Genomic DNA, 12,082 nt, shown 5'->3' on the forward strand with positions numbered 1-12,082 from the left:
CTTCGCTTGCAGGGCCTACGGGTTTCTAGGCCGGGTAAGCGCAGCGCCACCCGGCAAAATGCCCCATAAAAAAACCCGCCGAAGCGGGTTTTTTTATTAGTTGCTGGTATCCAGCTCGTCGAAGCTCTTCACCAGATCGTCAATCGCTTTGATCTGTTTCAGGAACGGCTCCAGTTTATCCAGCGGCAGCGCAGATGGGCCGTCGCATTTCGCGTTAGCCGGATCCGGGTGCGCTTCAATAAACAGACCTGCCAGACCGGTCGCCATGCCGGCACGCGCCAGCTCGGTCACCTGAGCGCGACGGCCACCGGACGCGGCACCGAACGGGTCGCGGCACTGCAGGGCGTGGGTCACGTCGAAAATCACCGGGGACTGGCCGGAGACATTTTTCATCACGCTGAAGCCCAGCATATCGACAACCAGGTTGTCGTAACCGAAGTTAGCGCCACGGTCGCACAGGATCACCTGATCGTTGCCGCCTTCGATGAACTTATCGACGATGTTACCCATCTGGCCTGGGCTGACGAACTGCGGTTTTTTCACGTTAATCACGGCACCGGTTTTCGCCATCGCCGCAACCAGGTCGGTCTGGCGCGCCAGGAACGCCGGGAGCTGAATCACGTCCACCACGTCTGCCACCGGCTGCGCCTGTGAGGCTTCATGCACGTCGGTGATCACTTTCACGCCAAAGGTCTGCTTCAGCTCCTGGAAAATCTTCATCCCCTCTTCCAGGCCCGGGCCACGGTAAGAGTTGATGGAGGAGCGGTTGGCTTTGTCAAAAGAGGCCTTAAACACGTACGGGATGCCCAGCTTCTGGGTCACGGTCACGTAGTGTTCGCAGATACGCATGGCGAGGTCGCGGGATTCCAGCACGTTCATGCCGCCGAACAGTACGAACGGCAGGTCGTTTGCTACCTTGATATCACCAATGCTAACCACTTTTTGTTTCATAGGATCGCCTTATTCAGGTGTGAATCGGAATTAAGATTAATGCAGTGTAATTTGTTTGTGCGAGATCGCGTTGATCTGAGCACGAATCATTTCGCTAATCGGGTCTTCCGGGCACTGCTCGACGAAATAATTCAGATCATTCAGCGCCACGTGCTCACAGTCGAGCTGCGCATAGATGAGCCCGCGATCGCGAATTTCGTACGGGTCTTCCGGGTTGAACTGCAGCAGCACTTCACTGGCGCGCAACGCCAGCTCCATCTGACGCTCTTCCATTAACGCGGATTTCAGCGTATCCAGCAGCTTGCGAATGACCTCTGCGTTATCCGCCTCGTCGAGATCTTCGTTGAAGAGTTCAGCCACCGGACTGATATTGCCTTTTAGCCACACGTCCAGCGTATGTTCATCCAGCGTGTCGCCGTTGAAGGGATTGATGAGCCACATTTCGCCGTCCAGCCACTCTGCACGCAGAATCATCTGCGTCGGGAAAATGACCGGCACCAGAGGAATATCCAGACGATGCGCAACCCACAGCAAAATAGAACCCAGCGCCACGGCGCTGCCCTGACGATTTTTTAAGACCTGGTCCAGCCATAACGCGTCAGACAGGCGATATACGCCCCGCGTGTCGCAGAAACCCCATTCGCCGTAGAAAAGCTCCAGCAGCTTCTCTAATTGCCAGTCTTGCGGGCGAGCCTGATTAATCTCTTCACGCGCCAGGCTGACCAGATTCTCCAGCTCATCGTAGACAAACTGCGACGTAAAATCGTCGCGAATCATCTCAGAAATCAGGATCATGCCATCGCAAAGCGGCACTTTGTTAAATTCGAAATCGGCTAAGGACCTCATGACTTACCCCAGTAACGACTGAGCGAACAATGACGCTCAGGCGCGATAAAACTCAAAACGATGTAGATGATAACGCCAAACTGCCTTTCAGTCAGCCTTACGCCTTTATCAGTAAATGGCAGATACCCGGAACTCAAGACCATTGCCCCAGCGTCAGGCGGTCGTTGCCGCCGTAGTCGCGGCAGGTTTCGACTGCGGCGTATCCTGCTTGCGTAAACAGCGCCCGCACGGCTTCTCCCTGCGTCCAGCCATGCTCCACGAGCAGCCAGCCGCCGGGAAGTAAATGTTTCCGTGACGTTGTCACAATGTGATCAAGATCGGCTAATCCCGCGTTGGCGGCCACGAGCGCCGTCAGCGGTTCGAAGCGAACATCTCCCTGTGCAAGGTGCGGGTCATGCTCGTCAATATAAGGAGGGTTGCTGACAATCATTGCGTACGTGCGATTCCCAAGCGCGGAAAACCAGCTGCTCTGCAGCACCGTCACGTTAGTTACGCCCAGTCGTTCCACGTTACGCTGCGCCAGCGCTACCGCATCGGGCATAACATCCACCGCCGTTACCGTGCAGTCGGGCCGCTCGGTGGCCAGCGCCAGCGCGATAGCACCTGTCCCCGTCCCGAGATCGAGAATGCTGCAGGCCGCCGCCGGTAAACGCGTCAGCGCCTGCTCGACCAGACACTCGGTGTCCGGACGCGGGATCAGCGTCGCCGCCGAGACGTACAGCGGTAACGACCAGAACTCACGCTCACCGACAAGGTGCGCCACCGGCTCGCCGCTTTTACGACGGACAAGCAGCGCGGCGAGCTGCGTTTCCTGGTCCGCAGTCAGTTCGGTTTCACCGAAGGCCAGCAGATACGTGCGGGCTTTGCCCGTCACGTACCCAAGCAAAATTTCGGCATCGCGCTTCGGGCTTTCGCTTTCTGAAAGCTCTCCGGCCGCCTCACGTAACCAGCGCTGAAAATCCATTAGTCCTGCTCGGACAGCGCCGCCAGCTGGTCGGCCTGGTATTCCTGCACGATAGGCTCAATCAGCATATCCAGCTTTCCTTCCATCACCTCGTCCAGACGGTACAGCGTCAGGTTGATGCGGTGGTCGGTCACGCGGCCCTGCGGGAAGTTATAGGTGCGGTTACGGTCGCTGCGATCGCCGCTGCCCAGCAGGTTACGACGCGTAGACGCTTCCGCCTGCTGGCGTTTCGCCATTTCCGCTGCGTGGATACGCGCGCCCAGCACGGACAACGCTTTGGCTTTGTTTTTGTGCTGTGAACGCTCGTCCTGACATTCGACGACGATGCCGGTTGGCAGGTGGGTAATACGGATGGCGGAGTCGGTGGTGTTAACGTGCTGACCGCCCGCGCCAGAGGAGCGGAATGTATCAATACGCAGGTCCGCCGGATTGATGTCCGGCAGTTCTGCTTCCGGCAGCTCCGGCATCACCGCTACAGTACAGGCTGAGGTGTGAATACGCCCCTGAGATTCGGTGGCCGGTACGCGCTGCACGCGATGGCCGCCGGATTCAAACTTGAGACGACCGTACACGCCGTCGCCGCTGATCTTGGCGATAACCTCTTTGTAGCCGCCATGTTCGCCTTCGTTGGCGCTCATGATCTCCACGCGCCAGCGACGCGATTCGGCGTAGCGGCTGTACATGCGGAAAAGATCCCCGGCAAACAGGGCCGCTTCGTCACCGCCGGTACCGGCGCGCACTTCTACAAACGCGTTACGCTCATCGTCCGGATCTTTCGGCAGCAGAAGCACCTGAAGCTGCTGCTCCATCTCTTCAGAACGCGCTTTCGCATCCTGCAACTCTTCCTGCGCCATCTCGCGCATTTCAGGATCGTCGAGCATCATCTGCGCGGTTTCGATATCTTCCTGAACCTGTCGCCAGTCGGTAAAGCATTTAGAAACATCACTTAACTGCGCGTATTCACGCGAGAGCGCGCGAAAACGTTCCTGGTCCGCAATGGTCCCGGCATCCCCGAGCAGCGCCTGTACTTCTTCATGGCGCTCGTGCAGAGCTTCCAGTTTAGCGACGATAGAAGGCTTCATAGGCGTAAGTGCACCTTGTCTTAGAAAATGGGTAGAGGGCGCTATTCCAGCCCGAGGCTGTTGCGCAGAATAGTCAGGCGTTCATCATCCCCGTCACGGGCGGCCTGCTGAAGAGATTTGGTTGGCGCATGGATCAGGCGGTTGGTCAGTTTCCATGCCAGATCCTGCATAATCGCATTTGCGTCGCCGCCCTGTTCAAGGGCGGCTAACGCTTTGGCAGTCAGGTCATCACGCACCTGCTCCGCCTGCCCGCGGTACTCGCGGATGGTCTCGCTGACGCTTTGCGCGCGCAGCCAGGCCATAAACTCGCTGGTTTCCTGCTCAACGATGGTTTCCGCCTGAACCGCCGCCGCTTTACGCTGGGCGAGGTTGTGCGAAATGATGCTTTGCAGGTCATCCACGCTGTAGAGGTAGGCGTTAGGCAGCTTGCCCACTTCCGGCTCAACATCGCGCGGGACGGCGATATCCACCAGCAGCATCGGCTGATTACGGCGGGACTTCAGCGCACGCTCCACCATCCCTTTTCCGATAATCGGCAGCGGGCTGGCGGTAGAGCTAATAATAATGTCCGCCTCTTTCAGGCGTTCATCGATGTCGCTCAGGGCAACCACCTCTGCGCCCACTTCATCCGCCAGCACCTGCGCGCGTTCGCGGGTGCGGTTGGCGATGATCATCTTTTTCACCTTATGCTCGCGCAGATGGCGCGCCACAAGTTCGATGGTTTCGCCCGCACCCACCAGCATCACGGTGACGGTAGACAGGGATTCAAAGATTTGGCGCGCAAGGGTGCAGGCCGCGAAAGCAACTGAAACCGCACTGGCGCCAATGTCGGTTTCGGTTCGCACACGCTTCGCCACGGAGAACGACTTCTGGAACATGCGCTCCAGCTCGCTGGCTTTAAGATGCCCTTTTTGCGAGTCCGCAAAGGCTTTTTTAACCTGACCCAGGATCTGCGGCTCGCCCAGCACCAGCGAATCCAGCCCGCTGGCGACGCGCATCAGATGGCTGACCGCATCGTTGTCCTGATGCCAGTACAGGCTGTTGCGCAGCTCGTCTTCATTGAGGTTGTGGTAGTCACATAGCCAGCGGATCAGCGCTTCGTGCAGGTTGTCCTGCTCTTCCACGCTTAAATACAGCTCAGTACGGTTGCACGTCGAGAGCACCACGCCACCTTGCACCATCGGCTGTGCAAGCAGGCTGTCCAGCGCCAGGTCAAGCGTATCCGGCGAAAACGTTACGCGTTCTCGCAGCGAAACCGGGGCCGTTTTGTGGTTGATGCCGAGTGCTAATAGGGTCATGTTGAGCGGGAGTAGTACCAGCGTTAATAAGGTTAGCAGAACGCATCATACAGGATGCGCGAGATCAATAAAAGGGACTGCCTCCTTTCGGAGTAATAGGTTACACAACCCTTTGAGATAATTTGAACGTAGACGGTAGCCCCCTTCGACGCTAGCATTAACAGTTATAACTGCAACGTATCTCAAGGATTTGTCCTCATTATGACCCGACTGATTCGCCTGCTGCCGCTGGCAGCACTGGTTCTGACCGCCTGTACCGTCACCCAACCAAAAGGCCCGGGCAAAAGCCCTGATTCACCACAGTGGCGTCAGCACCAGCAGGACGTCCGTAATTTGAACCAGTACCAGACCCGCGGCGCTTTCGCTTATCTCTCTGACGAACAAAAGGTTTATGCCCGCTTCTTCTGGCAGCAGACGGGTCAGGACAACTATCGCCTGCTGCTGCTGAACCCTCTGGGCAGCACCGAGCTGGAGCTTATCGCGAAACCGGGTGAAGCGCAGATCACCGATAACAAGGGCCAGCACTATACCGCGACCGATGCCGAAGAGATGATTGGCAAGCTGACCGGGATGCCTATCCCGCTCAACAGCCTGCGCCAGTGGATCCTTGGCCTGCCGGGAGAGGCAACTGACTACAGCCTTGACGACCAGTACCGTCTGAGCCAGGTGAACTACACCCAGAACGGCAAAACCTGGAAAGTGGTGTACAGCGCCTATGACAGTAAGAGTAAACCCTCGCTGCCGTCGAATATGGAACTGACCCAGGGCAGCCAGCGTATCAAGCTGAAAATGGACAACTGGATCGTTAAATGATGACCCACTGGCCCTCTCCGGCAAAGCTGAACCTGTTTTTATACATTACCGGCCAGCGTGCTGACGGGTATCACACCCTGCAGACGCTGTTTCAGTTTATTGACTATGGCGATACGATCTCTATCGAGCTGCGCCAGGACGGGCAGATTTGCCTGCTCACGCCGGTCGACGGCGTGGCGCATGAGGACAACCTGATCGTACGCGCCGCGCGTCTGCTGATGAAAGCCGCGGCAGACGCCGGACGATTGCCGGCAGGAAGCGGTGCGGACATCCGTATTGAGAAGCGCCTGCCGATGGGCGGCGGTCTGGGTGGTGGCTCATCCAACGCCGCCACGGTACTGGTTGCGCTGAACCACCTCTGGGGCTGCGGGCTGTCGCAGGACGAACTGGCCGCTTTAGGCTTGACGCTGGGCGCGGATGTCCCGGTGTTTGTGCGCGGTCATGCGGCCTTCGCCGAGGGCGTGGGTGAGATCCTCTCCCCGGCTGAACCGCCGGAGAAATGGTATCTGGTTGCCCATCCTGGCGTGAGCATTCCGACCCCGGTCATCTTTAAAGATCCTGACCTGAAAAGGAATACCCCGGTTCGGTCAATAGAAACGTTATTAAATTGTGAATTCAGCAACGATTGCGAGGATATCGCAAGAAAACGTTTTCGCGAGGTTGATGCGGTGCTTTCCTGGCTGTTAGAATACGCGCCGTCGCGCCTGACTGGTACAGGGGCCTGTGTCTTTGCTGAATTTGACACCGAATCCGCCGCTCGTCAGGTGCTTGAGCAAGCGCCGGTTTGGCTGCATGGTTTTGTAGCGCGCGGGATGAACACCTCCCCCCTACAGCAGGCCATTCTGGCGCAGACTGAGTTTCGGTGACAACGTCACCCTGTTCCAGACGTTGCATCGCGCTCTTTAATACACCGCCTGGATAGCCTTCGCCTGGCCCGCACAGTTTGCGGCGAACGCTATCCACCACTGGACGCATGCCTGAGGTTCTTCTCGTGCCTGATATGAAGCTTTTTGCTGGTAACGCCACCCCGGAACTAGCACAACGTATTGCCAACCGCCTGTACACTTCCCTCGGCGACGCCGCCGTAGGTCGCTTTAGCGACGGCGAAGTCAGCGTACAAATTAACGAAAATGTACGCGGTGGTGATATTTTCATCATCCAGTCCACCTGTGCTCCAACGAACGACAACCTGATGGAACTGGTTGTTATGGTCGACGCCCTGCGTCGCGCTTCCGCAGGCCGTATCACTGCTGTAATCCCTTACTTCGGCTATGCCCGCCAGGACCGTCGCGTCCGTTCCGCGCGTGTGCCAATTACCGCTAAAGTTGTCGCTGACTTCCTGTCCAGCGTCGGCGTTGACCGCGTACTGACCGTTGACCTGCACGCAGAGCAGATCCAGGGCTTCTTCGACGTTCCGGTTGATAACGTATTCGGCAGCCCAATTCTGCTGGAAGACATGCTGCAGCTGAACCTGGATAACCCAATCGTGGTTTCTCCGGACATCGGCGGCGTGGTACGTGCCCGCGCTATCGCTAAGCTGCTGAACGATACCGACATGGCGATCATCGACAAACGCCGTCCGCGCGCTAACGTTTCTCAGGTGATGCACATCATCGGTGACGTGGCTGGCCGCGACTGCGTGCTGGTTGACGACATGATCGATACCGGCGGTACGCTGTGTAAAGCCGCTGAAGCGTTGAAAGAGCGTGGTGCCAAGCGCGTGTTCGCTTACGCGACCCACCCGATCTTCTCCGGTAACGCGGTAAACAACCTGCGCAACTCCGTCATTGACGAAGTTGTGGTATGCGATACCATCCCACTGAGCGACGAGATCAAAGCACTGCCAAACGTGCGTACGTTGACCCTGTCCGGGATGCTGGCCGAAGCGATTCGTCGTATCAGCAACGAAGAATCTATCTCAGCAATGTTCGAACACTAATCGAACACGGCCGAAAAACCCGCTGCGGCGGGTTTTTTTGTCTCCGGGTTTTATTTGTATGATTAATGCCTCCTTCACCTGCCATTCACATGACAGATGATGCGCATACGGATGATAGATAATTGTGAAAAACGTAGCCTCCTCACATTTTCTGCCCTTTCGCGCCCTCATCGACGCCTGCTGGAAAGAGAAGTACACCTCGTCACGCTTTGTCCGTGACCTGATTGCCGGGATCACCGTCGGCATTATCGCCATCCCGCTGGCGATGGCGCTGGCAATTGGCAGCGGCGTTGCGCCACAGTACGGCCTGTACACCTCGGCCGTTGCCGGGATTGTCATTGCCCTGACGGGCGGCTCGCGCTTCAGCGTCTCCGGCCCGACCGCCGCCTTCGTGGTGATTCTCTACCCGGTTTCGCAGCAGTTTGGTCTGGCAGGACTGCTGGTCGCTACCCTGATGTCCGGCGTCTTTTTGATTCTGTTTGGTCTGGCCCGCTTTGGTCGCCTGATTGAATATATTCCCCTTTCCGTGACGCTGGGGTTCACCTCGGGGATTGGTATTACCATCGGAACCATGCAGATCAAGGACTTCCTCGGCCTGCAGATGCCCCACGTACCGGAGCACTACCTGCAAAAAGTGGGGGCGCTGTTTATGGCGCTGCCTACGGCCAATCTGGGCGACGCCGCCATCGGGATTGTGACGCTGGGCACGCTGATCGTCTGGCCTCGCCTCGGTATTCGTCTGCCGGGCCATCTGCCCGCGCTGCTGCTGGGCTGCGCGGTGATGGCGATCGTCAATATGCTCGGTGGTCACGTCGCGACTATCGGCTCGCAGTTCCACTATGTTCTGGCGGACGGTTCACAGGGTAGAGGCATTCCGCAACTGCTACCGCAGCTGGTGCTGCCGTGGGACATGCCCGGCTCCAGCTTTACGCTAAGCTGGGATTCCCTGCGTGCCCTGCTTCCCGCCGCGTTCTCTATGGCGATGCTGGGGGCGATTGAGTCCCTGCTCTGTGCCGTGGTGCTCGACGGCATGACCGGCACCAAACATAAAGCCAACAGCGAACTGGTCGGTCAGGGATTGGGCAACCTCGTGGCGCCATTCTTCGGCGGTATTACCGCAACGGCAGCCATCGCCCGTTCTGCGGCAAACGTCCGCGCAGGGGCGACGTCACCGGTTTCGGCGGTCATCCACTCCCTGCTGGTGATCCTCGCCCTGCTGATCCTCGCTCCGCTGCTCTCCTGGCTGCCGCTTTCCGCCATGGCCGCCCTGCTGCTAATGGTGGCCTGGAACATGAGTGAGGCGCATAAGGTGGTGAACCTGCTGCGTCGCGCGCCGAAAGACGACATCATCGTGATGCTGATCTGCATGTCGCTGACCGTGCTGTTCGATATGGTTATCGCCATCAGCGTCGGGATCGTGCTGGCGTCCCTGCTGTTTATGCGCCGTATTGCGCAGATGACGCGCCTCTCCCCGGTTAACGTGGAGGTGCCTGACGATGTGCTGGTGCTGCGCGTGATTGGCCCGCTGTTCTTCGCTGCGGCGGAAGGTCTCTTCAGCGATCTGGAATCCCGCATCGCGGGCAAACGGGTTGTGGTACTGAAGTGGGATGCCGTACCTGTACTGGATGCAGGCGGCCTGGATGCCTTCCAGCGCTTTGTGAAACGTCTGCCGGAAGGCTGCGAGCTGCGGGTGAGTAACCTGGAATTTCAGCCCCTGCGCACCATGGCGCGCGCGGGCGTGCAGCCTATCCCTGGCCGACTTTCCTTCTACCCTAACCGTGAGGCCGCGTTAGCGGATCTGTGAGTGACCTGATGCAGAGAAACGTCTCTGCATCATCACCCCGATCGCCTGCTGGAGCCATGCAAGCACGGCAGGCGTCATCCATGTTCCTTTCATCAGGTGCGGCTCCTGCTGCATGGCCACGCGAAACTTTTGCTGCGTTTCCGGGCTGGTGCCCGCGTAAGACTGGAACAGCGCCAGCCAGTTTTCGGCCAGCTTTTGCGCGTCGTCAGAGGCGGGATCGAGATTTTCCCGCTGCGCCTGGTGCAGCTTCGCCACCAGCGGCGGCCACTCCATCATGCGGTCAAAGTAGTGTTTACGGGTAAAAGCCATCTCTTCGGCAGTGAGATAGTTCTCCCATATGCTGAGCTTAGATTCAGCAAACGCGCGCGTGATGTAATCCGTCATCTCCGGCGTGATGCCTGTCTGCGCCTGCATCTGCGGTTCAACGCTGTGCATCTCGTTCAGCCGGGTGAGAAACTCCGGCTTGCCCGCCGTGTCCTGCTCCAGGCGTTCCATCCAGCGCGTCGCCAGGTCCATCGCCCGCGCGTCCGTAACGGATATATGGTGCTCCAGCAGCGTGTTGGCCTCTGCAACCAGCCCTGACCAGATAGCCGCCAGCGCATCCTTCTGCACCGCAAACGGCAGCTGCTGTAACTCTTCTTTGCTAAACCAGCGATCGTACATATTCATTAACTCCAGAGTCTGTAGCCAGGATTCCAGATCTGGCGTCGCATCGTCGAGAAGCCCGGTGCGTAAATCCATCAGCCGGTCGCGCAGCGTATTTATGCTGCGCAGCTGCTTATCCAGCAGGCTGATTTGCGCATCGAGGAGCTCCGTTAACGACAGCGACTCCTGTTCCAGAAAATCCCTGATTTCAGCAAGTTCCAGCCCCGCTTTTGCCAGCGCCTGAATCATATGCAGACGCTGAACATCCGCCAGGTTGTAAAGCCGGTAACCTGCCGCGCTTCTGGCAGAAGGCAGTAACAACCCTGTTTGCTCATAGTGATGCAATGTCCGCACGGTGATCCCGGCACGTTTCGCCAGCTCACCCACCTGAATCAACATAACTGCTCCTTTTTCTTTGCCAGTGGCATCACTCTGGAGCCTTACGTTACGTGAGGGTCAACCCTTGATGCAAAAAAAAACGACTCCCTCGGGAGCCGTTTCGGTGTTCTTTATCGTAGCACTAGCTGTGCTTATGCTGGTCGCGACGACAGCGTTTGTCGTAGTGGCGCACCCACCAGTATTTATCGCACACTTCCTCATGTCCGCTCATGCGCGCCCCGGCGAGCCACAATACCGCACCGAGGAAGATGCTCAGTATCGCGCCATGGGCGAAGTATTGCGGAAGATCAAGCTGCGGCAACTGGTTTAAAATTGAATAACCCACGCCGGCTACCATCACGAACAGCCCCAATCCCATCAGCACGTTACCGAGTAACGAAGCGTTTTTGCGTTTCATGTGTCACCTCCGGAACTTTGGGTTGTCAGGGGAAAAGCCCCTAATCCTTGTGTGTAAAGTATAGACAACGCCACTTTTATGAGTTGCGTGAATGATCACAATTACAGATAAGTCCCAAACAAAAGTTTACAAATAAGGCTTTGAACAGCTTGAAATTCTAATTGTTCAAATCAGAAATTATTCGTATTTCGCCGAGAAGATCGCAGAATTTTGTCAAGCGGCGCGCCAGACAGTAAACTACGCGCCAGATCTGGAACCCATTAGGAATTGAATCGTGACGATTAAACTGATTGTCGGCCTCGCCAACCCGGGCGCAGAGTATGCAGCCACCCGCCACAACGCTGGGGCATGGTACGTCGATCTGCTGGCCGAGCGCTTACGTGCTCCCCTGCGTGAAGAACCTAAATTCTTCGGATATACCTCACGTATCAATCTTGCAGGCGCGGATGTTCGCTTACTGGTGCCCACCACCTTTATGAACCTGAGCGGTAAAGCCGTGGCGGCGATGGCAACGTTTTATCGCATCAATCCAGATGAAATTCTGGTCGCCCACGATGAGCTGGATCTCCCACCAGGCGTGGCTAAATTCAAGCTGGGCGGCGGGCACGGTGGTCACAACGGTCTTAAAGACATCATCAGCAAGCTGGGCAATAACCCGAATTTTCACCGTTTGCGCGTGGGAATCGGCCATCCGGGCGATAAAAACAAAGTTGTCGGTTTCGTACTCGGTAAGCCCCCGGTTTCTGAGCAGAAACTGATTGACGAGGCGGTAGACGAAGCGGCGCGCTGCACCGAAATCTGGCTGAAAGATGGGTTAACCAAAGCGACAAACCGCTTACACGCTTTCAAAGCGCAATAATCCGCCCGGTACGGCATTTTTACCGCGCGTCATGCGGGTTACGTGTATAATAGGCGTAGTTATTTACTTTTCATCAGTCGGTTAT

Annotated in this window: 12 protein-coding genes and 1 pseudogene; 5 read left to right on the forward strand and 8 right to left on the reverse strand. The window is 57.3% G+C overall.

Annotated features, from left to right (window positions below; translation table 11 throughout):
- Positions 1–96 precede the first annotated feature (96 nt).
- From kdsA to hemA, 6 genes and pseudogenes are all read right to left on the reverse strand, one after another.
- Complete coding sequence (kdsA, locus tag N037_RS16390; protein WP_023335996.1) at positions 97–951, reverse strand: 3-deoxy-8-phosphooctulonate synthase; 855 nt, start codon at positions 949–951, stop codon at positions 97–99.
- 36 nt (positions 952–987) lie between these two features.
- The gene (gene sirB1 / locus N037_RS16395) at positions 988–1,797 is read right to left on the reverse strand and encodes an invasion regulator SirB1 (RefSeq protein ID WP_023312124.1); all 810 of its coding nucleotides are present in this window, start codon (positions 1,795–1,797) and stop codon (positions 988–990) included.
- A gap of 41 nt (positions 1,798–1,838) precedes the next feature.
- Positions 1,839–1,949 (reverse strand): annotated as a pseudogene (locus N037_RS25270) (siroheme synthase); the annotation flags it as partial.
- Complete coding sequence (prmC, locus tag N037_RS16400; protein WP_032642239.1) at positions 1,931–2,761, reverse strand: peptide chain release factor N(5)-glutamine methyltransferase; 831 nt, start codon at positions 2,759–2,761, stop codon at positions 1,931–1,933. The gene prmC and the pseudogene N037_RS25270, both read right to left, overlap by 19 nt.
- Positions 2,761–3,843: a peptide chain release factor 1 gene (gene prfA / locus N037_RS16405; protein ID WP_023335998.1), complete on the reverse strand. Its 1,083-nt coding sequence runs from the start codon at positions 3,841–3,843 to the stop codon at positions 2,761–2,763. The genes prmC and prfA overlap by 1 nt, the downstream gene beginning before the upstream one ends.
- 41 nt (positions 3,844–3,884) lie before the next feature.
- Positions 3,885–5,141, reverse strand: a complete 1,257-nt coding sequence (gene hemA / locus N037_RS16410; protein ID WP_023335999.1) for a glutamyl-tRNA reductase — start codon at positions 5,139–5,141, stop codon at positions 3,885–3,887.
- 201 nt (positions 5,142–5,342) lie between these two features.
- Here hemA and lolB point away from each other — a divergent pair, with 201 nt between their 5' ends.
- The 4 genes from lolB to dauA all read left to right on the forward strand — a co-directional run bounded on the left by lolB (position 5,343) and on the right by dauA (position 9,697).
- On the forward strand, positions 5,343–5,954 hold the full coding sequence (gene lolB / locus N037_RS16415) for a lipoprotein insertase outer membrane protein LolB (RefSeq protein WP_023336000.1): 612 nt from the start codon (positions 5,343–5,345) through the stop codon (positions 5,952–5,954).
- On the forward strand, positions 5,951–6,820 hold the full coding sequence (ispE, locus tag N037_RS16420) for a 4-(cytidine 5'-diphospho)-2-C-methyl-D-erythritol kinase (RefSeq protein WP_023336001.1): 870 nt from the start codon (positions 5,951–5,953) through the stop codon (positions 6,818–6,820). The genes lolB and ispE overlap by 4 nt, the downstream gene beginning before the upstream one ends.
- A gap of 125 nt (positions 6,821–6,945) precedes the next feature.
- Complete coding sequence (prs, locus tag N037_RS16425; protein ID WP_003856663.1) at positions 6,946–7,893, forward strand: ribose-phosphate diphosphokinase; 948 nt, start codon at positions 6,946–6,948, stop codon at positions 7,891–7,893.
- 124 nt (positions 7,894–8,017) lie between these two features.
- On the forward strand, positions 8,018–9,697 hold the full coding sequence (dauA, locus tag N037_RS16430) for a C4-dicarboxylic acid transporter DauA (RefSeq protein ID WP_032642242.1): 1,680 nt from the start codon (positions 8,018–8,020) through the stop codon (positions 9,695–9,697).
- Here dauA and N037_RS16435 read toward each other — a convergent pair.
- Positions 9,683–10,741 carry a MerR family transcriptional regulator gene (locus N037_RS16435; protein ID WP_032642243.1) on the reverse strand — a complete coding sequence of 353 codons (1,059 nt, stop codon included), beginning with the start codon at positions 10,739–10,741 and terminating at the stop codon, positions 9,683–9,685. The two genes, dauA and N037_RS16435, sit on opposite strands and share 15 nt — an antisense overlap.
- A gap of 121 nt (positions 10,742–10,862) precedes the next feature.
- Positions 10,863–11,138: a stress-induced protein YchH gene (ychH, locus tag N037_RS16440; protein WP_023336004.1), complete on the reverse strand. Its 276-nt coding sequence runs from the start codon at positions 11,136–11,138 to the stop codon at positions 10,863–10,865.
- A 274-nt stretch (positions 11,139–11,412) separates the two neighbouring features.
- Here ychH and pth point away from each other — a divergent pair, with 274 nt between their 5' ends.
- Complete coding sequence (gene pth / locus N037_RS16445) at positions 11,413–11,997, forward strand: aminoacyl-tRNA hydrolase (protein WP_023336005.1); 585 nt, start codon at positions 11,413–11,415, stop codon at positions 11,995–11,997.
- Positions 11,998–12,082 lie beyond the last annotated feature (85 nt).

The organism is Enterobacter sp. EGD-HP1 (assembly GCF_000733275.2).
Taxonomy (GTDB): Bacteria; Pseudomonadota; Gammaproteobacteria; order Enterobacterales; family Enterobacteriaceae; genus Enterobacter.